At 45.2% G+C, this 23,909-nt stretch carries 22 protein-coding genes; 12 read left to right on the forward strand and 10 right to left on the reverse strand.

What is annotated here, in order from left to right:
* The first annotated feature begins 31 nt into the window (after positions 1-31).
* Together QNH28_RS04425 and QNH28_RS04430 are read left to right on the forward strand one after the other, a co-directional pair.
* Entirely contained in the window at positions 32-1,333 is a 1,302-nt protein-coding gene (locus QNH28_RS04425; protein ID WP_283910327.1) for an ABC transporter substrate-binding protein, read from the forward strand.
* A 124-nt stretch (positions 1,334-1,457) separates the two neighbouring features.
* Positions 1,458-3,449 (forward strand): beta-galactosidase, encoded by a 1,992-nt coding sequence (locus tag QNH28_RS04430; protein ID WP_283910328.1) that lies wholly within the window; start codon positions 1,458-1,460, stop codon positions 3,447-3,449.
* Between the two features lie 751 nt (positions 3,450-4,200).
* Here the strand turns inward: QNH28_RS04430 and QNH28_RS04435 are convergent.
* Positions 4,201-5,034, reverse strand: coding sequence for an AraC family transcriptional regulator (locus QNH28_RS04435; RefSeq protein WP_283910329.1), 834 nt, complete (start codon positions 5,032-5,034; stop codon positions 4,201-4,203).
* Between the two features lie 119 nt (positions 5,035-5,153).
* Between QNH28_RS04435 and QNH28_RS04440 the strand changes: the two genes are divergently transcribed.
* Positions 5,154-7,184, forward strand: a complete 2,031-nt coding sequence (locus QNH28_RS04440; protein ID WP_283910330.1) for a beta-galactosidase — start codon at positions 5,154-5,156, stop codon at positions 7,182-7,184.
* 73 nt (positions 7,185-7,257) lie between these two features.
* On the opposite strand, the gene QNH28_RS04445 is transcribed toward QNH28_RS04440, so the two are convergent.
* On the reverse strand, positions 7,258-7,923 hold the full coding sequence (locus QNH28_RS04445; protein WP_283910331.1) for a hypothetical protein: 666 nt from the start codon (positions 7,921-7,923) through the stop codon (positions 7,258-7,260).
* 165 nt (positions 7,924-8,088) lie between these two features.
* On the opposite strand from QNH28_RS04445, the gene QNH28_RS04450 reads away from it, so the two are divergent.
* Positions 8,089-8,646 (forward strand): SLOG family protein, encoded by a 558-nt coding sequence (locus tag QNH28_RS04450; protein WP_283910332.1) that lies wholly within the window; start codon positions 8,089-8,091, stop codon positions 8,644-8,646.
* 86 nt (positions 8,647-8,732) lie between these two features.
* Here the strand turns inward: QNH28_RS04450 and QNH28_RS04455 are convergent, their stop codons facing one another.
* The 4 genes from QNH28_RS04455 to QNH28_RS04470 all read right to left on the reverse strand — a co-directional run bounded on the left by QNH28_RS04455 (position 8,733) and on the right by QNH28_RS04470 (position 13,088).
* Positions 8,733-10,190 (reverse strand): amidase family protein, encoded by a 1,458-nt coding sequence (locus QNH28_RS04455; RefSeq protein ID WP_283910333.1) that lies wholly within the window; start codon positions 10,188-10,190, stop codon positions 8,733-8,735.
* 253 nt (positions 10,191-10,443) lie between these two features.
* Complete coding sequence (locus QNH28_RS04460) at positions 10,444-10,935, reverse strand: hypothetical protein (RefSeq protein WP_283910334.1); 492 nt, start codon at positions 10,933-10,935, stop codon at positions 10,444-10,446.
* Positions 10,936-11,004: 69 nt separating this feature from the next.
* On the reverse strand, positions 11,005-12,420 hold the full coding sequence (locus QNH28_RS04465; RefSeq protein WP_283910335.1) for a HAMP domain-containing sensor histidine kinase: 1,416 nt from the start codon (positions 12,418-12,420) through the stop codon (positions 11,005-11,007).
* Positions 12,408-13,088: a response regulator transcription factor gene (locus tag QNH28_RS04470; RefSeq protein WP_042193322.1), complete on the reverse strand. Its 681-nt coding sequence runs from the start codon at positions 13,086-13,088 to the stop codon at positions 12,408-12,410. The genes QNH28_RS04465 and QNH28_RS04470 overlap by 13 nt, the downstream gene beginning before the upstream one ends.
* A gap of 149 nt (positions 13,089-13,237) precedes the next feature.
* On the opposite strand from QNH28_RS04470, the gene QNH28_RS04475 reads away from it, so the two are divergent.
* The 5 genes from QNH28_RS04475 (at position 13,238) to QNH28_RS04495 (ending at position 16,308) form a co-directional block, all read left to right on the forward strand.
* On the forward strand, positions 13,238-13,951 hold the full coding sequence (locus QNH28_RS04475) for a YceI family protein (RefSeq protein WP_283910336.1): 714 nt from the start codon (positions 13,238-13,240) through the stop codon (positions 13,949-13,951).
* A gap of 165 nt (positions 13,952-14,116) precedes the next feature.
* Positions 14,117-14,512 carry an 8-oxo-dGTP diphosphatase MutT gene (gene mutT, locus QNH28_RS04480; RefSeq protein ID WP_283910337.1) on the forward strand — a complete coding sequence of 132 codons (396 nt, stop codon included), beginning with the start codon at positions 14,117-14,119 and terminating at the stop codon, positions 14,510-14,512.
* 37 nt (positions 14,513-14,549) lie between these two features.
* The gene (locus QNH28_RS04485; protein WP_283910338.1) at positions 14,550-14,876 is read left to right on the forward strand and encodes a nucleoside triphosphate pyrophosphohydrolase; all 327 of its coding nucleotides are present in this window, start codon (positions 14,550-14,552) and stop codon (positions 14,874-14,876) included.
* Positions 14,877-14,910: 34 nt separating this feature from the next.
* Positions 14,911-15,264, forward strand: a complete 354-nt coding sequence (locus tag QNH28_RS04490; protein WP_283910339.1) for a DUF1648 domain-containing protein — start codon at positions 14,911-14,913, stop codon at positions 15,262-15,264.
* A 45-nt stretch (positions 15,265-15,309) separates the two neighbouring features.
* Positions 15,310-16,308, forward strand: a complete 999-nt coding sequence (locus tag QNH28_RS04495; RefSeq protein WP_481858355.1) for a Gfo/Idh/MocA family protein — start codon at positions 15,310-15,312, stop codon at positions 16,306-16,308.
* A gap of 86 nt (positions 16,309-16,394) precedes the next feature.
* On the opposite strand, the gene wrbA is transcribed toward QNH28_RS04495, so the two are convergent.
* Complete coding sequence (gene wrbA / locus QNH28_RS04500) at positions 16,395-17,036, reverse strand: NAD(P)H:quinone oxidoreductase type IV (protein WP_283910340.1); 642 nt, start codon at positions 17,034-17,036, stop codon at positions 16,395-16,397.
* Between the two features lie 153 nt (positions 17,037-17,189).
* On the opposite strand from wrbA, the gene QNH28_RS04505 reads away from it, so the two are divergent.
* Both QNH28_RS04505 and QNH28_RS04510 read left to right on the forward strand, forming a co-directional pair.
* Positions 17,190-17,672 carry a GyrI-like domain-containing protein gene (locus QNH28_RS04505; protein WP_283910341.1) on the forward strand — a complete coding sequence of 161 codons (483 nt, stop codon included), beginning with the start codon at positions 17,190-17,192 and terminating at the stop codon, positions 17,670-17,672.
* A gap of 474 nt (positions 17,673-18,146) precedes the next feature.
* Entirely contained in the window at positions 18,147-18,701 is a 555-nt protein-coding gene (locus tag QNH28_RS04510) for a pyridoxamine 5'-phosphate oxidase family protein (protein WP_283910342.1), read from the forward strand.
* 148 nt (positions 18,702-18,849) lie between these two features.
* Here QNH28_RS04510 and QNH28_RS04515 read toward each other — a convergent pair whose 3' ends face one another.
* From QNH28_RS04515 to QNH28_RS04525, 3 genes are all read right to left on the reverse strand, one after another.
* Positions 18,850-20,628: a hypothetical protein gene (locus tag QNH28_RS04515; protein ID WP_283910343.1), complete on the reverse strand. Its 1,779-nt coding sequence runs from the start codon at positions 20,626-20,628 to the stop codon at positions 18,850-18,852.
* Positions 20,629-20,783: 155 nt separating this feature from the next.
* The gene (locus tag QNH28_RS04520) at positions 20,784-21,710 is read right to left on the reverse strand and encodes a hypothetical protein (RefSeq protein WP_283910344.1); all 927 of its coding nucleotides are present in this window, start codon (positions 21,708-21,710) and stop codon (positions 20,784-20,786) included.
* Positions 21,703-21,855: a hypothetical protein gene (locus tag QNH28_RS04525; protein WP_283910345.1), complete on the reverse strand. Its 153-nt coding sequence runs from the start codon at positions 21,853-21,855 to the stop codon at positions 21,703-21,705. The genes QNH28_RS04520 and QNH28_RS04525 overlap by 8 nt, the downstream gene beginning before the upstream one ends.
* Before the next feature lie 205 nt (positions 21,856-22,060).
* Here QNH28_RS04525 and QNH28_RS04530 point away from each other — a divergent pair, with 205 nt between their 5' ends.
* Positions 22,061-23,878, forward strand: a complete 1,818-nt coding sequence (locus QNH28_RS04530) for a vWA domain-containing protein (RefSeq protein WP_283910346.1) — start codon at positions 22,061-22,063, stop codon at positions 23,876-23,878.
* The last annotated feature ends 31 nt before the right edge of the window (positions 23,879-23,909 follow it).

The following is a 23,909-nucleotide window of genomic DNA, read 5'->3' on the forward strand; positions in this document are numbered from 1 at the left end:
AGTAGTCCACTATCTTAAGGGGGAAAATATAATGAATAAGAAACGCTCAGCAGTTGCACTTTCGGCAGTAATGGCAATGAGTTTAGCATTAACAGCATGTGGTGGAGGCAATAACGCATCTAGTAACTCACAAAATGGAAGCGCTGGCACAGATAAAGGTGAAGTGAAGACCGTTAAGATCTTTCAATTCAAAACTGAAATTGTTGAAGGTCTTAATGAGCTTAAGGTTGAATTTGAAAAAGAACACCCTAACATCAAGCTGGATATTCAAACCGTTGGTGGTGGTGCCGATTATGCTGCAGCACTGAAGACTAAATTTGCTTCCGGCGACGCACCTGACATTTTCTCCAATGGTGGATATGCTGAAATGGAACTTTGGGGAGATAAGATGGAAGATCTGTCCGATCAACCTTGGGTGAAAGATCTAATTCCTATGGCTGCAGAGCCAATGACTAAAGATGGTAAAGTATATGGTATGCCAATGAACCTTGAAGGAATTGGTTTTGTATATAACAAAGACCTGTTCGAAAAAGCAGGCATCACTGAAACGCCAAAAACATTGTCACAACTAGAAGAAGCAGCTAAGAAATTGCAAGCGATTGGCGTAACTCCTTTTGGTAATGCGTATCAAGAATGGTGGCTCCTTGGTAACCAAGGCATCAGCGTAGCTTTTGCACAACAAGACGATGTAAATGGCTTCATTAAGAGCTTGAATGAGGGTACAGGTACAATCGTAGGTAACAAAGTGTTTGAGGATTGGAGCAACTTGCTCAACCTGACTTTGAAATATGGACAAAAAAATCCTTTGACCACAGATGCTAACACTCACTTGGCTATGTTTGCTAAAGGCGAGATTGCCATGATGCAAGAAGGTAACTGGGCACAAACCCTTGTTGATAACATCACACCTGATATGAACATCGGTATGTTCCCAATGCCAATCAATGAAGATGCTGAGAAGAACGACAAAATGACTGTAGGTATTCCTGCTAACCTTGTTGTCAATAAAGATTCCGGATCTAAAGAAGAAGCTAAAACCTTCTTGAACTGGTTGGTAACTTCTGATATGGGTAAAGAGTACATCGTTAAAAAATGGAAATTTATCCCTGCATTGTCCACCATCGAAGCAACTCCTGAAGATATCGGTAAGCTTGGATCTGACGTATGGAACTATGTAAAAGAAGACAAAGTCTATGGTTTGCAATCTTCTAAATTCCCTGATGGTGTAACACAAGAATTTGCTAGTGTTATTCAACAGATGATTGCTGGAAAAGTGGATGTGAATGGTTGGATGACTGGCATGCAAGCAGCTTGGGACAAGCTTAAGAAATAAGGAAAGCTTGTTCATAAAGATTAAAGACTAGTGGTTAACAAAGGCGTTCTCCGTATACCTCATCATTATGAGACGGGGAGCGCCTTTTATTTTAATGATAACAATATAGGGGGAGAGGGCGTAGATGAAACGATATGATTCTATTCAGATGGGTGTGGACTATTACCCGGAGCATTGGGAAGAATCCATGTGGGAACCGGATATCAGATTAATGAAGGAAACAGGTGTTAAGGTAGTTCGAGTCGCCGAGTTTGCATGGAGCCGGTTAGAGCCGACTAAGGGCAATTACCAGTTCGGGTGGCTGGACCGCGCGCTGGAGCTTTTTCACAAGTATGAACTACAGGTCGTGATCGGAACGCCGACAGCTACACCACCTAGATGGTTAACTACGAAATTTCGGGACGTGCTGCCGGTGTTTACGAATGGTGAGATCTTTCACCCGGGGGTGCGGGGACACCGCTGCTATAACAGTACATCTTTGCGCGAATACGGAAGCCGTATTACCCAGCGTCTTGCGGAGCATTATAGTGAACATCCGGCCGTGATTGGCTGGCAGACTGACAATGAATTCGGGATGTTAGATTGTCATTGTGACGCTTGTAATATAGCGTTTCGCACTTGGGTGAAAGCCAAATATGGGAACCTTGATCGGGTAAATGCAGAGTGGGGAACGGTTGTCTGGAGTGGAGAATACAGCGATTGGAATGAGCTTACCGTTCCACTGGGCGGATCGCCTCATCAGAATCCATCATTCCTGCTGGATTACCAGCGGTTTCAGTGGGATTCAGTGGTGGCATTCCAGAAGACGCAGATTGATATTTTGCGGTCTGTTTGTCCGCAGCATTTTATCACTCATAACTTTCATAGCTATCCGCAGCGTCTGGATATGTACGCAGTCGGTGCTGATCTGGATGTCGCTGCATTTGACTATTATCCGAATACTTCGCCAACCAAGCAAGCGACAACACCATATAGCGGAGCACTTTCATTAGACGTTACCCGTGGTATTAAACGTCAAAACTTCTGGATCATGGAGCAGCTAAGTGGTTCACCAGGTTGTTGGATGCCGATGTGGCGAACGCCATATCCTGGGATGATTCGTGCATATGCGTGGCAGACGATAGCCAGAGGCGCAGATACCGTCGTTCATTTCCGTTGGCGTAGTGCAGTCGCGGGAGCAGAGCAATTCTGGCATGGACTGATTGATCACAGCAATGTCCCAGGACGCAGGTTTGCGGAGTTCACTCAATTATGCCATGAGGTTAATACGCTCGGGGAGAAGCTGACAGGAACGACGCTAAAGAATGAAGTAGCTATACTCCATTCTCATGAAGAGAAAGCCGCGCTGGATATTCAGCCTCAGGCTGAAGGATTCAATTATTATGAGAATATTAAACAGATACACCGTGCGGTGACGAAGCTCGGTCTAGGTTGCGATGTCATCGATCTTAGACAATCGCTGGATGGTTATAAAGTAGTGATTGCTCCGAATTTATATTTGCTGGATGAGGAGGTCGTACGTAGTTTGGAGGATTTTGCACTAGCTGGCGGAACTTTGCTTATTACCAATCGAAGTGGCGCGAAAACTACAAATAACATCGCAGTCATGCAGCCACTACCGGGGCTACTGAGCTATTGCACAGGGGTTGAAGTGCTGGAGTATGATCCAATAGGTGCTGAAACCCATAAGGTCGTTGATGCTGAGGGGAACCAATATGAATGCACGCAGTGGTGCGACATCCTAAGACCTGTTGTGGCATGGCCGATTGCGTGGTATGGCGATGATTTCTATAGTGGAACTCCGGCTGTAACCGTCAATGCTTTTGGAAAAGGTCAGGTTTATTACTTTGGGACTCATATGGATGAGAGATTCTGGTCAGTTTTATTGGAGCGCCTTTCTAAACAGCAGGGGCTGTTTAGATTTGAGGGATTGCCGGATGGAGTACAGGCCTCCGTGCGTTCGGGAGATCAAGGAAGCTTCTTATTCTTGCTTAATTTGAATAGGGAGCCGGTGACGGTCCCGTTACCACAGGAGTATAACAGTCTGTTGGATCACTCGATTTGTTCAGGAGAACTGCAGCTTGAGCCGTATGGCGTAGAAATTTTGGAGATGTAGCGATTCTAAGTAACCGTTGATGTGGAGAGAGATTATCCTCCTTGGGGGTGAACCCTTGTGATTGAGATTGAGTTTGTGATATGTGATTGTGATTGCACTCTGTGCAATAGAATTCCTTTTTGGGTGGGGGAATTTGAGATCTGCTGCACTTTGTGCAATCAGATTAGTGGAAAACGTCGATTTTGATGGGTTTCACCAGATTCTAATGCACGAAGTGCAATAGAATGCTCGAAATGAGACAAAAAGGCAAATTCTATTGCATGAAGTGCAATTGAATGTACTTTTTTGAGGGTGGCGGTAGCTGTCGAGGAAAGCCAGTTGGTGTAGTGAAGAATGCTGCGTTTAGAGTGGAAGGCGATTTGGTGCGATGCGGAATTCTACACAGAGCGAATGGCTAGACGTGACACAGATGTTGCGCCGAAGCAGTTGGTAAGTTGGTACTGTGCGGAATAGCTGCACTTTCTACACTTATTTTGTATTTTCGGGCTATAAAATAGATTTAGTTGTACTTAGTGCAGCTATAATGCGAAGTATCGCGGTTCACAGCCAAATACGGAGGATATAACTGCACAGAATACACTTATATGGATATTTTTCTGCTGAACAGGCTGATTTAAGTGTACAAAATGCAGTTACTCTTTCGCACATGCCCATACTAATGAGATCCACCACACAGCGATGGGCTCCGTCATACGTAACCTTATGTGGTATTTCCCTACACAGGATCCAATCTAGCTTTACTCGTAGAGTGTTAGTGAAGTCGTCTAAATTGCTCCGGTGTAGTCCCCGACTGCTTGCGAAAGGTGGCTACATAATGGCTAACATCACGGAAACCGACTCTCTGCGAGATGACTTTTACAGTAAGATCTGGCTGGCTTACGAGCATTTCTTTGCTTTTACGGATACGTAGCCGTACGAAATAGGCATAAGGAGATAGCCCAAAGGTTTGTATGAATAGATTGTTGAGATATCGCCCTGATACGCTGAGCTGATCGGCTAGATCGTTAAGTCCGAGATCAGGATCACCATAATGGCTGTCCATCCATTTCAGTAGCGGCTGCAGCTTATCGACATTACGGGAAATGGTCGTATTGTTATGTAGTTGCCCGTATTTGCTTAAAGTAAGCAGAAAGCGATAAGCATCAGTGGAGGCGGCTAGACCAAACATGTCCTGTGAGGCGTCATAACGATCAAGTATTTCTCTTAGCAGCTTGGAGAGAGGCGCCTCTTTTTCCCAACTGTAAAAAGAATTCATATTCATCCCGAGCGTCTCCAAAATAGACCCTGCGGAGCTGCCTCCGAACGTTAAATAAGAGGTGCTCCAGTTAGCAGCCGAAGCTTCATAGCGATGTGGGGTATAGGGGAGAAGTAATACACCACTGCCTGCGGGAAGGAAGAAGCTTTTATTCTCAAAATGAATCACACCTTCACCCGATGCTGTTTGGAGCCAATGATAGGTTTCGTAGCCATCGGAGCGAGATACTTTTTCCTGCTGATGATTGTGACCAATACTGTCTAAAGTGATAGGTAGATGCTGTCCACCCTCATGGGGGAACACAATTCTACGATGCACGATTCCCTTCAATGACCTCATCTCCTCTTAGTTCCATATTATTATATGATGGGAAGATTATTTTATATTTATAGCGTGAGGTTAACCGATTACAATATATATATAATTATACTATAAAGGATGTGCGAAGTGTGATTAACGATAAATTACCTAAGATTTGGTACGGTGGAGATTACAATCCAGAGCAATGGGATGCGCCAGTATGGGCAGAGGATGAGCGTATGTTTAAGCTGGCAGGAATTGATGTTGCCACAATTAATGTATTTTCCTGGGCGCTGATCCAACCTTCCGAAGACACTTATGATTTCTCATCACTAGATCAATTAATGGATAGAATATATAAAAATGGTACTTACGTATGTCTGGCAACAGGTACAGGAGCGCACCCAGCTTGGATGGCTCATCGTTATCCTGAAGTTACTCGTGTTGATGTGAAGGGCAGAAAACGCAAGTTCGGTGGGCGTCATAACTCGAATCCAAACAGTCCAGTTTACCGCAAGTTTGCAGCGAAGCTGGCAGGAAAGCTGGCAGAACGTTACAAGGATCATCCGGCGCTAGTAGCTTGGCATGTTTCGAATGAGTTCAGTAACTATGATTATTCTGATTTATCTGAAGCGGCGTTCCGTGTCTGGCTGAAGGATCGTTATGGTTCTCTGGATGCATTAAACAAAGCATGGAATACCCGTTTTTGGGGACATACGTTTTATGATTGGGAAGAAATTGTCCTGCCTAGTGAGCTGAGCGAAGAATGGGATGGCAACCGCACCAACTTCCAAGGTATTTCATTAGACTTCCGTAGATTTATGTCACATAGCTTGCTGGAATGCTACAAAATTGAGAGCGATGCGATTAAGGAGCACAGCCCTAACGTACCTGTGACCACTAACTTGATGGGCTTTTATGATGAGCTGGACTATTTTGAGTGGGCTAAACATATGGACGTTATTTCTTGGGACAACTATCCTTCACTGGATACACCGGTCAGCTTCACAGCCATGGCGCATGATCTCATGCGTGGATTGAAGAATGGCCAACCGTTCATGCTGATGGAGCAAACGCCAAGCCAGCAGAACTGGCAACCATACAACTCTTTGAAACGTCCAGGGGTTATGCGCTTGTGGAGTTATCAGGCTGTAGCCCGTGGTGCAGACACTGTTCTGTTCTTCCAACTACGTCGTTCGATTGGTGCATGTGAGAAGTATCATGGAGCTGTTATTGAGCATGTCGGACATGAGCATACACGTGTATTCCGTGAAAGCGCTGAGCTAGGTAAAGAGCTTGGACAGCTTGGAGATCAACTATTGGATGCGCGTAGTGCAGCTAAAATAGGGATTATTTATGACTGGGAAAACCGTTGGGCTATCAACCTTTCAAGCGGACCATCCGTTGCTTTGGATTATGTGAATGAGATTCACAAATATTATGATGCACTCTATCAACAAAATATCGAAGCCGATATGATCGGTGTCGAAGAGAACCTGTTCAAATATGAGATTGTAATCGCACCTGTGATGTATATGGTTAAGCCAGGTTTTGCTGAGAAGGTTGAAGCTTTTGTAAAAGCAGGTGGTACATTCATTACGACTTATTTCAGCGGGATTGTTAATGAGAACGACCTTGTAACCGTAGGTGGCTACCCTGGGGAACTGCGCAACGTACTCGGGATCTGGGCAGAGGAAATTGATGCACTGCTACCAGGCATGAGCAATGAGATTGTGATGGACAAAGCGTGGGGCAATTTGAGTGGTTCTTACAAATGTGATTTGCTCTGCGATCTGATTCATGCCGAAGGCGCTGAGGTTCTGGCAGAGTACGGATCTGATTTCTATAAAGGAATGCCTGCCTTGACTGTCAATAACTTTGGCGAAGGTAAAGCTTATTACGTGGCTACTAGTCCAGAAGCTGAATTCTTGAAAGGATTCTTAGCGAATCTGTGTGCTGACAAGAACATTCAGCCACTAGTAGCTGCACCGGAAGGTATCGAATCTGTGCAACGTGTGAAGGAAGGCGTATCCTACCTATTCTTGCTGAACCACACTACTGGTGATTTGAGTTCGGATATTGGTGCTACTGAGCGTACGGATCTTCTGACTGGCAATAAAGTTAGTGGTTCTGCTGTTGTGCCAGCCCGTGGAGTATTGATTTTGTCGGATAAGAAATAATTTAATGTATCTAAAAAGATCTCCAGGGAACCAGCTTGTCCCCGGAGATCTTTTTTTGTTGCGCAGCAGCTCATTAGCTGCTGCTGTTCGTGCTGCCATCTGGAGCGGCTCCTCCGGGATTGCCGTTACTTAATGTAATGCTCTCCGCCACGGTGGAATCCGATTTAAGCGTATATTGAATGATATCATCAGCTTTCAGCTCTGCTAAGGTGATCGCAGTTTCTTGGCGCGTGCCATTGTCGAAGGTAACCGCTACGATTTTAGTGTCCGCATCAATAGTGATGTCTGTGGTTTCTTCAGAGAAGTTTTGCTGCATTCCACCTCCCTGTGGTCGACCACCTTGTCCACCACCTTCCGGCATTTCTCCCTGAGGCATCCCGCCTTCTGGTGCAGTGCCATTTCCTGCACCTTGATCGCCAGCGGGTTTTTCTGGTGGAGTACCGCCTTGACCGTTTTGCCCACCACCTTCTGCAGCACCTTGTGGTGGTGTAGGCATTTCCGATGTATAAACGGTAAGCGTAGTATCGCTGACACTCTTAATCTTACCAAAATTCATGGACATGTTGCGGCCGCCATTTTGCTGATCGGCGTTTGCTTGTGGTTGTTTGGCTGCTGAACCCGTGTCTGCTTGGTTATTTGCAGCAGTTGTTCCTTCGGCCTCCGAATTCGCGCTGCAGCCAGCCAATAATAGAGACGCGAGTAGGCCTCCAGATAATAGAATAGGGACGAACTTTCTCATTTTTCATTCCTCCTTAGTAGGTTAAAGATAGATTAGGAGAAATATAACAAATGGTTCTGAAAGTTTGCTTAATTTCCGCTGAGAGTTTGCCTAAAGAAATGAAGTATGAAAATGGTATATAATGAACAATTAAGTGGATTACAACGTTCAGGAAAGAGGCAGCACATGAAGACTTTACTAGTAACGGGGTATCGTGCGCACGAGCTCGGTATTTTTGACAATAAGCATCAAGGGATTCCGTATATCAAAAAGGCACTAGCTAACCGATTAAAACCTCTAATAGAAGATGGTGTGGAATGGGTGATTACACCCGGGCAATATGGTGTGGATCTATGGGCATGCGAGGTAGTAAGTGAACTCAAGACTCAATATCCGGAATTAAAATTAGGAATCATTACGGCGCATACTGGACAGGAAGAGAAGTGGAAGGAAGAGAAGCAGAACGAATATCGGCGCATTATTGCGGGTGCGGACTTCTTCGGGGCGGTCAGTAATGCTCCTTATGATGGTAGCTGGCAGTTTCGGGCTAGAGATGACTTGCTGTTCCGCAAAAGTGATGGAATATTGCTCTTTTATGATGAGGATGCGGCGGAAGGAAGTCCGAAGTTTTTTAAAGAACGAGCGCTGAAGCTGCATGCGGAAGGGGAGTATGAATTGTTTCTAATTCACTCCGATGAAATTCAGAATATTGCCGATGAAGAGAATCAGCGTGACTATGAGTAAGTATACGTAGAGTATGGAAAATGAAAAAGCCCGTGATCAGTGAATGAGACCATCACCGATTATGGGCTTTTAGAGATAAGAAGTGATCAGATAAAGCTCTTTAACGATGGTGCTTTTCGCACCTTGTAGTGCTGTTCATAAGCATAGGCGAGCTTGAAGAGTGTAGGCTCCTGATAAGCTTTCGCTGAGAAAGTCACCCCGAAAGGGGCACCTGCCGTGGTATAGCCGGAAGGCACAACGATAGACGGATATCCCGCTCTGGAGGTAATTCTGGCGCCGAAATCGGCGGGGAACAGCAGCGCATCCAGATTGTATTCCTTCATAGTGGCGTCGATTCCATCTTCCTTGCACAGCTTCAGGTCAGTCGCGCGGTGTCGCAAATAATTTGGTTCGGTTTGTGTACCGGAAGAGGTGAATTCCGCATCAATTAATGTAGCTTGACCATATTTCAAAGTCTCCACAGGATGTGCATGGTTAAAGTCGATAATATCTTTTAAGGTGCGCATCGGTGCCCCAGGACCCAAACGAGATAAATATGCGTTCAGTGCTGTTTTGAATTCGTTCAATACCACCGAAGAATAACTAATTTCCCGGGCAGTCTTAATATCCGCAGGATCAATGATGGTCGCTCCAAGCTCTCTCATTCTATCTACAGAAGCATTGAACAGTGCAAGTTGTTCTTCTGTCAGCTCTTCGAAGTAATAATCACGCGGGATACCTATACGGGCACCTTGCAAGCCATTCGCATCTAAAAATACAGTATAATCCTCGTGTATTTTACCTATATTTGTTCCCATAGCTGCATCGTGACTATCGTTGCCCAGCATTGCGTTTAGCAGCAGAACGGCATCACGAACGGTTCTGGCCATAGGGCCTGCAGTATCTTGTGTATTGGATAGCGGAAGGATTCCCGAACGGCTGAGCAGTCCAACGGTTGGCTTAATGCCAATAATGGAGCCCAAGTTACCAGGGTTAAGGATCGATCCCGAGGTCTCTGTGCCAACAGAAACTGTACAAAAGTTACAAGCGACAGCTACCGCGGAACCAGCACTGGAGCCACCTGTTGGTGTAGATATATTATAGGGGTTAAGGACTTGCCCGCCGCGGGAGCTGTATCCGGAGGGCATGCCGGTTGTCATAAAATTGGCGAATTCCGTCATATTAGCTTTACCCATAATGATTGCTCCGGCTTCACGCAGCTTGCTAACGATAAACGCATCTTCCCCGGCAAAAGAATTCGCCAAAGCCAACGAACCCGCGCTAGTATGCATTTTGTCCCCCGTATTGATGTTATCCTTCAATAACACAGGTATGCCGTGCAGGGGTCCCCGGGAGCCATTGATCGCACGTTCAACATCTAGAGATTCTGCGATAAATAATGCATCAGGATTGATCTCCAGCACAGAGTTAATCGTCAGGCCATTTTTGTCATGATCAGCTATGCGTTCATAATACATGAGAACTAGTTGTTTTGACGTAAGTTCTCCGGCTTCTAATGCAGCTTGGATCTCCGGTATAGTGGCTTCTACGATTTCAAAACTCATGTGCGTTCACGCTTCTTTCCCTTTAGGATATAGCTTCCCCTTCATCTAACCATAATTTGGGTTTTAGTGGTAGTATTCTTTTTATACTACAAATAATTGAATGATGGTCTCGGTAGTTAGAGGGGATATTAATGTTTTTTATTAGCGAAGTTTTGGGTAGAGCTTGCAAGCTTATAATTGAAAAGAGGTGCCCGAATCGCCAGATTAAATGGCCTTTAGGACACCTCTTTTTATTTTTAGATAGGAGTCATTATTACCCCAGTGCTGTAAATCCCTCTTCCGCTAAATATTCTTTAGCTTCCTCAAGTGTTTCAAAGGCCATTTCCAGATTGAGGTCGGCATAGACATACCATAAATCATCCTCAAGCTTTAGAGTCAGCGTATGACCCTCATCATTAGTCCAGAGTGAATCGGCTGCTGCCGCAGCCTTTTTCTTTCTTTTGCTGGCTACAGGGACGTCCGGAATGTAAATAGACAGTGAGGTGATGGAGGCATCCAACAGACTCCGTAGCTCGGATTCCGAGTAGTCGCGAATGTTCACAAAGCCCTTATCATCTGTCTCATAGCCCCGCAATAATCCTGCGAACACATAGCCATTCCCGTTAGGATGCAGGTGGTAAGCAACGGTTTTCTTATCATGCTGGCTTTCCTCGTAGTGATAGTTCACGCGCCCAAGGGATACGTTTTTGCGTTCCAGTTGGGGGTAAGAGTCGAGAATCGCTAATTTTTGTTCAAAAGTAAGCATATACAGCCTCCGGTTTTCGGTGTGATTGTGCACATGATTATACCATGACGATGGCCCGCAGACTATTTTTTAGTGATCAAGTGGTAGAGACAGCACGAAGGTGCAGCCTCCCTCGGAGTGCTCCTCAAGCACGAGGCTCCCGTTCATGGCTTCTGCCAGTAGACGGCTAAAGGTTAAGCCGAGTCCTAGACCACGTAGTGTGCTCTGTTTGTCGCTACCTCGGAAAAAAGCCTCGAAAACATGTTCACTATGCTTCGATGAGATGCCCAGCCCATTATCCTGAACACGAATTTCAGCCATGCCATGGCCTTGCTGTTCAAGCAACTCTACTGTAAGCTGCACCATTCGGTCTGGGGCTTTGGCTTGTACACTGTTATTAAGTAAATTGACGATAATTTGTTGGATGCGAAGCGAGTCTCCACGTAAAAATAAGGGATTTCTCGGCATATGGAGCACGGGCTCCGCAACTTCATCCGCTTGTGTCAGCTTCCATTGATATACGATTTCTGACAACAGCGGCATGGCATCCAGTCGGTCATGACGGACAGAAACGATTCCTGCAGTCAGGGCGTTGTAATCCAGAAGATCGGCAACCATCCGCTGCAATCGTCCAGCTTCCTGCAAAGCAATATCTAGAAATTCCACCGCTTCATCGTCTTCGACGACCCCTTCACGAACGGCATGGATCAGACCTTTAATAGAGGTAACTGGTGTCTTTAGCTCATGGGATACTCCGGCTAACATAACTGCACGGGACTGCTCAAATTGCTGTAGTTTGCCCGCCATTTCTTCAAAAGACAACATCAGTTCATGGATTTCTCGTTCTTTGGCGTCCTTATCCAGAACGATATCATAACGGCCATGGCTGATTTGAGCGGCTGCTTTGGCTACTTTCTGGATCGGTTTTGCCAGTTTACGAGACAAGAGGTAAATGGTTAGCCAACTTAATATGATTAGAAATAGCAACAGGATGGAGAAAAAAATGATCTCCTCCTGAGGGATATGCCTCAGCGATTTCTTGGATTGAAGGACAATCACCTGTCCAAGCGTTTTGCCATCCGATTGTATGGACGCTACTGCAGCTTTGAACTCCGGACTGCGAGAGTCGTTAAGACTATCATTAAGTTTATGCCTCATCTCATCTTCAGTTAGTGGTGGCATAGAGAACAGCATCTGATCTTGCTGATCCGTAATGATTACACACATTTCTACGGTTAACTTGAAGAATCGTTTTCGGTCTTCAATGAGCATTCCAAGATTTTGGCTGATCTCTATTGATCCCTCACGATTTACGCTCCGGTCGGCAATCTCCTGTGCTAATAATCCAGTAGTTTGCATCCGGTTACTCATAGCTTCTTGTTGGATCCACCAGAACGTCGTTAGTGCAGTTAGCAGGAGGCCAACACTAATGATGAGCAGGTAACGAATCGTCCAATAGGAGAGAATCGAAGTACGTTTGGGGCTGCTTTTCTTTAGGTTGTCCATAATTGATATCCTGTCCCTCTCAGGGTACGGATTTCCCCCTCATCTACTGGCCAATGCGACAGCGCTTGGCGAAGTCTTTTGATAGACAAGTCCACGGCTCGGTCACTTCCTTCGTAATCCATCTCCCAGACATGTTCTATTAATTGCTCGCGAGTACATATTTGATTAGGTCTTTCAGCCAGAAATAACATGACCGACATATCACGTGGACTAAGACTCAGCTCAACCCCGTTTAAAAAGACAGCTCGTGCAGTGAAGTCGATAAACAAACTGCCATAATGCCGTTTGCGGCTGCCATCGGACCACTGCGAAGGACGGCGTAATACAGCATTCACGCGGGCCACCACTTCCTCAGGAATAAAGGGCTTAGACATATAATCATCCGCACCGCCGTCGAGACCGGCTAGTCGGTCATTGATCCCGTCCCTTGCGGTGAGCATGATCACGGGACAGCTGCTTTTTTCACGGATCAGCTTTAGCAGTTCAAAGCCGTCCATGTTTGGCAGCATGATGTCGAGTAATACTAATGAGGGAGGTGTTATAGCAAAAGACTCCAGCGCAGCACGTCCGTCGGCTACACGGGTGACATGGAAGCCTGCTTTTTTCAGATAGGCACTGAGGACCCTGGAGATAGCTTCCTCATCTTCAACAATTAGAATGGATCTCATCATGTGGTGGTCCCCCAATCTATAAAATTACGACAAGTTTAACACATCATAGCTTGCTCTGCTCTGACTTCTTCCCGACTTATTGCTTTGTTAGAATGAGGGACAAGCTTGAAAATATACAGAATATTTTGAATATTGGAGGGAACAGGATGAAGAGAAAAAGAATAGCCTTGATCGCGGCCGGAGTCATTATCGTAGGAGTAGTCACTGGTTATACATTGCTGGATAAATCGCTGGGCAATAATGTAGAGATCGAGTCAGTGATTCCAGGGCAAGCCTCAACAGCAGGTAATGGAGAAAGCACGACTAACACTGGAGCATCAACAGGTGCGACGGTTACAGCGGAACAATTAAACGGTGACTGGACGGTTGCGGATGCTTCTAAAGTGTATTGGTCGGTAACCACCTCTAAAGAAACAGTAAACTTCGTGGATAACAAAGTTCAAGGTACCTGGAAAGTTAATATAGAGGATTCTACTTCGATGGCTGGGGAAGGAGCTGTGGATATGAGCGCTCTGGACTCTGGCAATAGTCAAAGAGATGAGCATGTAAAAGGGGAAGACTTCCTAGCCGTTACGGAATTCCCCCAATCTACGTTTGTAGTAAAATCATTCTCGGAGCTGCCAGCGGAATGGACCGAAGGAGCAACTGTACCGGTTGAAATGCAAGGAACGCTTACAGTGAAGGGTGTGGAAAAGGATGTTACCTTCCAGTCTCAAGCAGCTTACAGTGGTGGACAGCTGATGCTGTCGGGTACGACAACAGTGGCTTTTTCTGACTTTGGCTTAAGCAATCCACATACCGTTGTGCTAGATACGGAGAACAATCTTGAGGTTCGATTAGAGCTTGTATTGACGAAATAGCAGTCTTTCCGTAAGGAAGATGTTGCTGTGAATTTATAGAGAAATTGTACGGAGGAGACTTTCCCAGGCTTAATAGCTTTTGGGAGAGTCTCTTTGGTTTGGAATGAAATGTATGTTTTAATAGAAGTATCTGTCTAATAAACAGCAATAAAGGAGGTGTTCCTTGTGATCCAGGTGGCGGCAGCGATTATACATAATGAAGAAGGACAGATTCTTATTGCTCGGCGCAGGCAAGGTAAATCTCAGGCAGGTCTGTGGGAATTTCCTGGTGGCAAAATAGAGCAGGGTGAAAGCATCGCAGATTGTCTGCAGAGAGAGCTTCAGGAGGAGATGGGGATAATGATCCTTCCCTATGAAAGCTTTGGCATGAATGAGCACAACTATGGAGAGTTAACCATCCAATTGATTGCTTGGAAAGCCCAGTATCAGGGAGGTGTAATTGATCTTGTCGATCACGATGAATATAGGTGGATGTTTCCAGCTGAACTCGGTCAGTTCAAGTTTGCTCCTGCAGATATTCCTTTTGTAGAACGGCTAATGGTGGGGGCAAATCAAGTATGAAGGCAGTCTGAACATCAAGTAGAAAGGAAGAACTCAAGTGCCCGTATATGAAAAGCTAGTGCGTGATGGAATCCCCGATTTGATAGCTTCTCAAGGTAAAGACTTTAAAACAAGGATATTAGAGTCCAAAGAATACATAACTGAACTAACTAAAAAATTGAAAGAAGAGTCGGAGGAGTATTTTCGGGCAGTGAGTAATGAAGAAGCTCTAGAGGAGCTTGCCGACATGCTGGAAGTAATACAAGCGCTGGTGGAGACTCATGGGAGCAATAGCGCAGAGCTGGAGAAGCTTCGTGCGGAGAAAGCTGAACGTCGTGGTGGATTTAAGGAGCGGATATTTTTGATTGAAGTGGAAGGAGAATAACTAGAGATTATTGTTCTGTACAAGGAGGTTATTAATGTTGTCCAAAAACAAACTGATGATGATCTTAAGTGGTGTAGTGGCCTTGATTCCCGTAGCTATTTATTTATTCCTATATTCCAAAATGCCTGATAGGGTCCCGATCCATTACGATGGGAACATAGCTGATAGATTTGTAAGTAAATCTAGTCTGGAGGTTATTTTGCAAAGCGGGCTTGGTTGTTCGGGATTCATGATCATGAAGCTTCTCCAGTTCCTTCTGCAAAAAGCGTTTATTCAGAGCTCTAACGAGCCTTCAGCGGCTTTGAGTAAGATTTGGAATATTGCCATTTTGGTGGTGACGGTAGTATTCGCTGGCATCAGTTCCTATACATTCATTAGAATGGTCTGATAGAATTAGGGAGACTTAGTAGAAGGATGAGGAGGAACAATGCATATGAAAATGGATAACGCTTACAAGATAAGATGGGGAATTCTCAGTACAGGCTGGATTGCCCATCAGTTTGTTACTGATTTAGCTCACGCCAGTAATGGTGTGGCATATGCTGTGGGTTCACGTTCACAGGAAAGTGCGGATAAATTCGCGAGGGATCATGGAGTGCCGCATGCTTATGCCACCTATGAAGAATTGGTAAATGACCCGAATGTAGACGCGGTATATATTGGAACGCCACATCCTTTTCACAAAGAAAATGCATTATTGGCGCTGCGTGCAGGCAAAGCTGTCCTATGTGAGAAGCCTTTTACCGTGAATAGCGGAGAATTGGAAGAAGTCGTGTCCTATGCTAGAGAACATAAGCTGTTTCTGATGGAGGCCATGTGGAGTCGCTACATCCCGGCGATTGTGAAGGTTAGAGAATGGATTGCCGAGGATAGAATTGGCGAAGTTCGCTTGGTGAAGGCAGACTTAGGATTTCGCACCGACTGGAATCCGGAAAGCAGATTACTGAATCCGAAGCTGGGCGGGGGCGCGCTGCTGGATGTTGGGATTTATCCGGTTTCTTTTGCCTCGATGGTGTTTGGACCTCATCCTGAATCAATCTCCAGCACTGTGCATATTGGTGAGACTGGAGTGGACGAGCATTTCTCCATGCTGCTGGATTATGGGAATGGAAAAACCGCTTCGTTGAACGGTGGTATTCGTCTTAATACGCTGGAGGAAGCGCATGTGTTTGGAACAGAGGGCCGTATAATTGTTGAAGGGACGTTAGTGAACCCGAAATCTGCTTCGCTCTATATTGGGGATGAGAAGGTAGAGAGCTTTGTGGATGATCGAGCTTCTATTGGATATTGTTTTGAAGCAGAGGAAGTAGGACATTGTCTACAAGCAGGGCTAACAGAAAGCCCAGACATGTCACTGGATGAATCGTTAGCGATTCTGAAACTGCTGGATCAAATACGTGCGCAGTGGGGTCTTAAGTATCCTGGAGAATAAATTTTTAAAATAGAAATACCCCTCGGTTTATGTGCTACTTAGGTAGCTCCGAGGGGTGTTTGATATATCGATCGATAGGTGGGCGTCTAGTTCTGACTATTGGCGTTGTTACTTTTGCCTGCTTGGACCCATCCAGCCACTTCAACAGTACGCTTCGCTTGATGAAAAACAGCATCACGGATCCGATCCTGCTCTTCGATCATTTTACCGTCTCCATCTACACTGACACTTGTTCCGTACGGGTTGCCTCCCGCACCGAATGTGACGGGATCTGTGTATCCTGGTGCTGCGATAATCGCTCCCCAGTGATACATCGATGTGTAGAGTGCCAAAATCGTAGCTTCCTGTCCACCATGTGGATTCTGTGCTGAGCTCATGGCGCTAACGACTTTGTTTACGGTTAGTCCTTTGCCCCAAATTCCTCCGGTCGTATCAAGGAACTGCTTCATTTGAGAAGCGATGTTACCGAAACGGGTAGGAGAACTGAAAATAATCGCATCAGCCTCCACGATATCATCAGGTGTTGCAACGGGGATATCTTTTGTCTTCTCAGCCAGGGCCTTCATCGCCGGATTTGCAGCAATTTTGTCTTCGGGAACCAGTTCCTGCACCTTCAGCAGTTTTACCTCAGCTCCTGCTTTCTCGGCGCTTTCCGCGGCCCACTGTGCTAGCTGGTAGTTAGTTCCTGTGGCACTGTAGTAGATGACGGCTAATTTGATTTTTGACATGCTGTAGTCAGTCCCTTCGAGTGTAGTTCCATACTATTAATTACCCCATTGATGCTTTTATAACCTAAATCGATGATTCTACTCTAACTAGACAGACAGATGTCCACTTCCCCTATGTATACTGAACTCAATCACATGAAATGAGGGATAAGGATGAATACTTATTTTGTACAAAAACCGAAAATGACCTTGGCTGGGGTTAGCATACGTACGACAAATGAAGTGGAAATGGGTCCTGACGGGGGCTTGTCGCGGCTGTGGGAAACTTATTTTCAGAGTAATATTGCGGGGCAGATAGATACGGTTCAGCCTGAGTATATCTATTCCTTGTATACAGATTATGAGAGTGATGCGTCGGGTGCATATACCGTTGTGATCGGGCATGAAGTCGCTGGGGAGAGTCATTTGGAGGATAGCGGCCTCGCGAGTGCGGCTGTTCCGGAGAGCAAGTATATGGTTTTTACGACGAAAAAAGGTCCAGTATTCGAAGTTGTCGCACAAGCGTGGGGGGAGATTTGGGCGTATTTTAAGGAGTCCACAGAGGTAAGAACCTATACGGGCGATTTTGAGATTTATGATTCGCGGAATTTTGATCCTGCTAACACACAGGTTGAGATTTATATTGCGATTGAGTAGATCGGGTGATAGATTTCTTAGCTAAAGGGAATATTCTTGAGGATTGGGAGCTGCCGAGAGGTAGGTCCTTTTCTTTGCTGATGAGCTAAATCCCTCGGGTAAAGGTGAAGGGTTACTCAACGATTGAAACGAATATATATCAATAGAAGGAATGAGGAAACACTTAACAAATGAGTCCACTCTAAAGAACGGCAAAAATGCCTCGGATTAGGCTCTAAGGGCTAAAATAGCAAGAAAGAGGGGTAGAAATACCCTACATTTACCGCAAAGAGCTCAAATAGTGAGAAAGAAAGGTAAAAATACCCTACATTTCTCCTATTACCGCCAGACCGTTTGGGAGGGAACCGAGTTAGGGGAGTGTAAATGAAGTAACTGGTTGAGTGCATTTGTTTGATGGAGCAGGACTGTCCCTTCAAACAAAACACACACAAACCCAAACCCAAACCCAAACCAAAACGAAACGGAGAATACCAAATGGGGAAACAATTCACGGCTATACTACCTGCACATCAGGAGTTTATTCTTCGTCAGCATCTTTTTTTCGTAGGATCGGCGCCTCTTTCTGAAGAAGGGCATGTTAACCTTTCACCTAAGGGTCATGATTGCTTGCGGATTTTGTCTCCTAATCAGGTGGCTTATCTCGATATGACCGGTAGTGGTAATGAGACGAGCGCACATCTGCTGGAAAATGGAAGAGTGACGGTTATGTTTTGTGCGTTTGAAGGACCGCCGAATATTCTCAGATTGTATGGAACAGGGGCGGTAATCTTGCCTGGATCATCAGAATGGGAAACGCTGTACCCTATGTTCATGCCTCTGCCTGGAGCTAGACAGATCATTTTAATTGATGTTCATAAAGTACAGACTTCCTGCGGTTTTTCGGTTCCATTCATGAGTTATGATGGTGAGCGAGATACGTTACAACGTTGGTCTATCCAAAAGGGTGAAGCCGGCCTGAAAGAATATAGACAAGAGAAGAATACTACTAGTATAGACGGTCTACCAACACCTCTTGGACAAAAAAACTGAGCGGTACAGTTCCACATGTCTCTAAAGTTCACCTACATTCCCATAGGCTTGTCCTAACAGTCGTTACATTTATGCTACGAGTCGATGGGGATCACATTCGTCACGACGAGCGATCCCACAATTCGACTAAGCAGTTATCTCATAAGTTCTACTGCCTAAAGCTCATACTACCCACGGATTCCACCACAAACACAGGCACATATTGCTCTCCCATGTCCGTTCCAACAAGCTGATAACCGTTCTGATATTGACCACTAACTAACGCGTTACCTGTAACGGAACCCACTTCTCCTTGAAGGTAAATATAAACTCCATTCGAGTAAGCAAGCGTATTACCAAAGTTATCTACGACGATTTCACAGTGAAAAGATACCTTTTCAAAAGGATGAAGTGCTACATCGGAAGCTGAAATTACAGCATACTCCTGAACCATCTCAGCAAATTGATAGCTGCCATCTACTTTGCGGTAACGTGCCGTCTGTCCGTCAACACCGTCTCCAAGATCCGCGTTAGGTACGAGTATCGAATCATCGGACTGCAATTCGTAGCTATCACCTGAAATTGAAAATAACTGTGAAATACCTTCCGATTTCATTTCATATGCTGTAAAAAGTGTGCGTCCACCTTCGACCTCGGATTCAGCCAAAACCACGGGGGTACCAGAACCAGAAGAGGCAGCGAGCTGATCATTAAAATTAAGACTGCGCAGACTCTCGAATTTTGGTAAACTATTTCCAGTTAAAGTAATGACACTTTCGTCGTTATTCATTGCTGCATAATAGAGGACACCATTGCTATCCGTTCCAGCCACAATGACCTTCTTATCGTATAGTCCCTTGCTGGAGATGACATTGCCATATTTTCCTTGCTCTTCACTGCCGGGAAGGAGGCGCACAGGTTCGGCAATATTCCAAGCCAGCCTTGTAGCGGCAATCATTGAAGAGGTTTCCTCTAGCGGAGCAAGATCACCGTATAGCTGAATAGCTTCAGCATATTGACCTTTGCTGGTCATACGCTTGGCATTTTTCAGTAGCTTAGCTTTACTAGTATCCACTAAGGTCAGTACTTTGGATGAGGTGATACCTGCCGATCCTGCAAAATTACGATAGGCTACAGCATGCCCAGCAAAGGCGGTGATGTTATTGCTCTCTAGGTCTTTGTTGAGGATGATCTTTCCGCTGCTTTCTGCCTGCCCAAGTACCCATGGAGCTTCGTAACTATGCTGGTTGTAAGCATTCATCATGGAAAGAGCACTCTCCAGCATACCTGTAAAGTTTCCTGTGCCTGCTAAGGCTTTTAATTTAGCTGTATCATGGCTTTTAAACTTGGAGGCTAGCAACTCCGCCTTGGAAGCGGCGCTTCCATAATAAGCATCGGGAATCTGCAATAGATTCCATTTAAAAGTACCCTCTTCACCCGTATTATCACTCTGGCTCTGAGCAAGTTCGGTAAGAAACTGCTCCTTAAATTCTCGGAAGTAGGTTGTGAACTGGTCAGAAATGCCTGAATCAGTCGATAACTGGCGATAATAGGATTCATAGGGACCATCGGGCTTCATATATGTAGCTTTTAAGCTGAGGAGAGTTTCATAACTTTTCATAAATCCGGTGAAATCCTTAGTCGCAGCTTGTGCTTTAGCGGATGATACCAAGGCATTCAAACCTTGGCGGATGGCCGTGATTGGTGACAGTTCATTAAGCCGCTTCGCAACCTTTTCTTCCATATAAAGAATGGAATGGTTTGCCGCTGCTAAGCGATACTGATTCTCTGCACTAATCAGATCGCCTGCAGCATAGAGACGGTCAGCTTCCTTGGTCATTTGTATTTTGTCGGCGATGAGAAAAGCCTTCTGTCCAAGCATCACTAACATGCTTATACACAAAATGATCATAAAGTTTCGCAGGGTTATTAGTTGTTTGAACGTCATATAGAGTAGCCTCTTTTTTCAAAATATAAGAAAGCATAGTTTCACTTTAGTCTTTATCCTTATATTTCTACGAGAAACGATTGTCATCCATAACAGATGCCAATGCCGTTTCTTCTTGAAATATAAGAAAACATAGTTTCACATCATTCTTTATTCTATTGAACTTCCGGGTCCCAGCGGTATTTGTCTTCACGAATGTCAGCTACTCTTTGGTCCAAGCCGTTCCACGGTTCATGGGGATTCGCAGTAATGAGTTTGGATAACCGCATAAAGCGATCTTTAGGTAGATCTTGCACGTATCGGCCGATCATACTGGAATAGAGCAGGGCATAACGCTTCATTCTTACTGCTGCTCCGGCAACTCCCGTAAGGATGGTCATACCATTATTCATATGACGAATGTCTTCTTCATAGTTCTTCACGTACCGTAGTGTGCGATCCTTAATAAGATCAGGACGGACTTTAGCAATCTCGCCGATATATTCGGCTAGCAGCGGCTCGAAATCCTTCAGCAGAAGCTGCTCCAGTTCTAAATCCATATCCTTGCGAAGCAAAAACCCATGCAGCAAGGCGATACGTTGCCGTGCGATCCGGTCACCACGAAGCAGGATGGAGAGTTCACGTAGCTTCTCGTAGGCAAGCACATCATCCTCACGGAGTACGGAGACAGCCTCCTGACGGTTGATCTCTAGTCCCTCTTTGATGATGCCAATCCCTCGGCCAAGCAGCTCGTTAAGAGAACGAAGATTCTCGTTCTGCCGTACTTTTCGCTGCGTATAGTACAATAGTCCAATGAGGAGGATCCCTCCGGCACCACATAACAACATTTGCTCTATGCTATTTCCAAAATAGACGGAGGCTAGTGTAAGCAGTAAGATGAATAGGAGGCGCGTATGCATTTTTCTTCCTGCAATGGATGCGGATTGCTTCTCTACCGTAATAAGTGAGTCTTTACCGCATTTGGTGCATCGATCTTCACCGAGAGCGGTATATTGCCCGCAGTGGCGACAAATACGCAGCTTGTCATAAGCGTAACGAGGAGCTTTGAAAGGTCGAAAGGTAACAGGTCTTTTCTTATTCATGGCCTTTATCGCCTCCGTTCAAAGCGGCCAGTAGGCGGTCGTTAATATCATCACGAGTTAGTGGTTTACGCTGGCGTGTAGCATAGATGGAAATCTGAATTACGACAATTAGGAACGTAATCCCAAGAATGACGTATGAAATCATGGAACAGTCCTTTCTCATAGACGCCTCGCAGTCTGGATGGCTCATAGAATGATAACTCTATGCATCATTGCTACTTTGGTCCGGCGGTCCTAAAGTTGAAGTTTACAAGGTTTAATTATATCATAATGGCATACTATTTACAGATTTTAGCGATAGTGCTGAACCTGTCATATGTGCCTAATATAACACAAGAGGAGCCCTATTTATGCTTCGTAAATATCAAAGTAACAGAACAACTAAGACACTTATTCAACGTATCTTCCCTGCATTACTGCTGGCTCTATGTCTTGCTGCTTCACCATTTGCAGCTGTTCAGGCCTATGCGGCATCGTCGGCGCAATCTCACATTGATGCTGTGCTTCTTATCGATGTCAGTAACTCCATGAAGACTAGTGACAAGAACAAAATCGCCAACGAAGCGATGAAAATGTTCATAGATATGCTATCCACCCAAGGTGATAAGGTAGGTATTGTTGCCTATACCGACAAAGTACAGCGGGAGAAGGCTCTGCTGGAAATTAATTCAGAGACAGATAAACAAGATTTGAAGGATTTTATTGATGGACTGGACCGTGGAGCTTACACCGACATTGCTATTGGTGTAGAAGAAGCTGTGAAGGTGCTCCAGAATGGTAGCGATCCGAATCATGAGCCAATCATCGTAATGTTAGCTGATGGCAATAACGATTTCAACAAATCAACAGGCCGGACGCAAAGCGAATCGGATAAAGAACTGAACGCCGCTGTGGAGGTCGCCAAGAAGAATGGCTATCCCATTTATACGATTGGGCTTAATGCAGACGGCAAGCTGAATAAACAAAAACTCGCTGATCTATCCAATGAGACAGGTGGTAAAGCATTCTCGACAGACTCTGCAGATGATCTTCCGCAAATACTCAGTGAAATTTTTGCTAGTCATCTGAAACTGAAGGTAGTACCTGTGCAGTCGATCACTGCAAATGGGGATTACCAGGATGTGACTGTCAACGTGCCTAACGGCAGCGTTTTGGAAGCCAATATCTCAATTATGTCATCACAGCCTGTGACCGCGAAGCTAACGGATCCATCAGGAAATACTGTCGCCATCCCTTCCAAGGATGTTGTGCTGTCCAAGTCTTCTACTTATAGCTTGATCAAACTGTTGTCACCGCAGGAAGGAGATTGGAAGCTTCAGGTCAAAGGTGTGCCAAAGGATAAAATAGATATTAATCTAGTCTTTAACTATGATTTGGAGCTTAAGATCGATGCGTTGCCATCAGCAACCTATAAAAAAGGTGATAAAATTGATATTACCTCCCACCTGTTCAGCAATGGTACTCAGGTAACGCTCAGTAATTTGTATCAAGATATGAAGGCGGTACTGCTTGCTACAGATATCGATACAGGTGATGTACAGGAAATCGAACTTGATAACTCCGGGGATCTTTTTAAGGGCACCTTCGAGGTAAAAGAAAGCCATGACTATGAGCTGAAGGTTCGTGCAGAGGAAAGCAGTTTCTATCGTGAAAGTGCTCCTGTAAAAATCAGCGCGAAGACAGGTGGCGCTGCAACTACCAGTCCTTCGACAGGGACTGGCAAAGAAGAACCTCTGAAAGAAGCTTCGTCGAATACCTTGTATTACATTATAGGTGGTATTCTTTTGGTGTTGGCAGCCGCTGCGGCATGGTATGTGCTGAATAAGAAATCGGCACGTGGTTTTGTTGGACAGCTGGTCATTGAGGTTAAAGACGGCAATACGGGTGAGAAGACCTACCCACAATATAAGAAACTTGCTGGATTCAGAGGTAAGTTTACCCTTCATCAGCTGCTACAATTAGCACCTGAGCTGAAGGAAAGCGAGAGCATTATTTTCACACCAGCTAAGAATGACCGATTGCTGTTACGCAGTGGAGAAGGTATTACTGTAGAAAGATCTGGACGTGCTGCGGATGCCTCGCGTGGTCTTGAACTAAAAAGTGGTGACCGCGTTTCAGTATCCCTGAACACGGTAGATAAGACGATTTATCTCGAATATTTAGTATAGTAGGCAGTGTATGCCGCATAACTAGTTTTGC

This window comes from Paenibacillus sp. G2S3 (genome assembly GCF_030123105.1).
Lineage (GTDB): Bacteria > Bacillota > Bacilli > Paenibacillales > Paenibacillaceae > Paenibacillus_AQ.

Bases quoted from the DNA above. Each gene is read 5' to 3' on its own strand.
- QNH28_RS04425 (WP_283910327.1), top strand. From the start codon at position 32: ATGAATAAGAAACGCTCAGCAGTTGCACTTTCGGCAGTAATGGCAATG.
- QNH28_RS04430 (WP_283910328.1), top strand. From the start codon at position 1,458: ATGAAACGATATGATTCTATTCAGATGGGTGTGGACTATTACCCGGAG.
- QNH28_RS04445 (WP_283910331.1), bottom strand. From the start codon at position 7,923: ATGAGAAAGTTCGTCCCTATTCTATTATCTGGAGGCCTACTCGCGTCT.
- QNH28_RS04450 (WP_283910332.1), top strand. From the start codon at position 8,089: ATGAAGACTTTACTAGTAACGGGGTATCGTGCGCACGAGCTCGGTATT.
- QNH28_RS04455 (WP_283910333.1), bottom strand. From the start codon at position 10,190: ATGAGTTTTGAAATCGTAGAAGCCACTATACCGGAGATCCAAGCTGCA.
- QNH28_RS04460 (WP_283910334.1), bottom strand. From the start codon at position 10,935: ATGCTTACTTTTGAACAAAAATTAGCGATTCTCGACTCTTACCCCCAA.
- QNH28_RS04465 (WP_283910335.1), bottom strand. From the start codon at position 12,420: ATGGACAACCTAAAGAAAAGCAGCCCCAAACGTACTTCGATTCTCTCC.
- QNH28_RS04470 (WP_042193322.1), bottom strand. From the start codon at position 13,088: ATGAGATCCATTCTAATTGTTGAAGATGAGGAAGCTATCTCCAGGGTC.
- QNH28_RS04475 (WP_283910336.1), top strand. From the start codon at position 13,238: ATGAAGAGAAAAAGAATAGCCTTGATCGCGGCCGGAGTCATTATCGTA.
- QNH28_RS04490 (WP_283910339.1), top strand. From the start codon at position 14,911: ATGTTGTCCAAAAACAAACTGATGATGATCTTAAGTGGTGTAGTGGCC.
- QNH28_RS04495 (WP_481858355.1), top strand. From the start codon at position 15,310: ATGAAAATGGATAACGCTTACAAGATAAGATGGGGAATTCTCAGTACA.
- wrbA (WP_283910340.1), bottom strand. From the start codon at position 17,036: ATGTCAAAAATCAAATTAGCCGTCATCTACTACAGTGCCACAGGAACT.
- QNH28_RS04505 (WP_283910341.1), top strand. From the start codon at position 17,190: ATGAATACTTATTTTGTACAAAAACCGAAAATGACCTTGGCTGGGGTT.
- QNH28_RS04510 (WP_283910342.1), top strand. From the start codon at position 18,147: ATGGGGAAACAATTCACGGCTATACTACCTGCACATCAGGAGTTTATT.
- QNH28_RS04515 (WP_283910343.1), bottom strand. From the start codon at position 20,628: ATGACGTTCAAACAACTAATAACCCTGCGAAACTTTATGATCATTTTG.
- QNH28_RS04520 (WP_283910344.1), bottom strand. From the start codon at position 21,710: ATGAATAAGAAAAGACCTGTTACCTTTCGACCTTTCAAAGCTCCTCGT.
- QNH28_RS04525 (WP_283910345.1), bottom strand. From the start codon at position 21,855: ATGATTTCATACGTCATTCTTGGGATTACGTTCCTAATTGTCGTAATT.
- QNH28_RS04530 (WP_283910346.1), top strand. From the start codon at position 22,061: ATGCTTCGTAAATATCAAAGTAACAGAACAACTAAGACACTTATTCAA.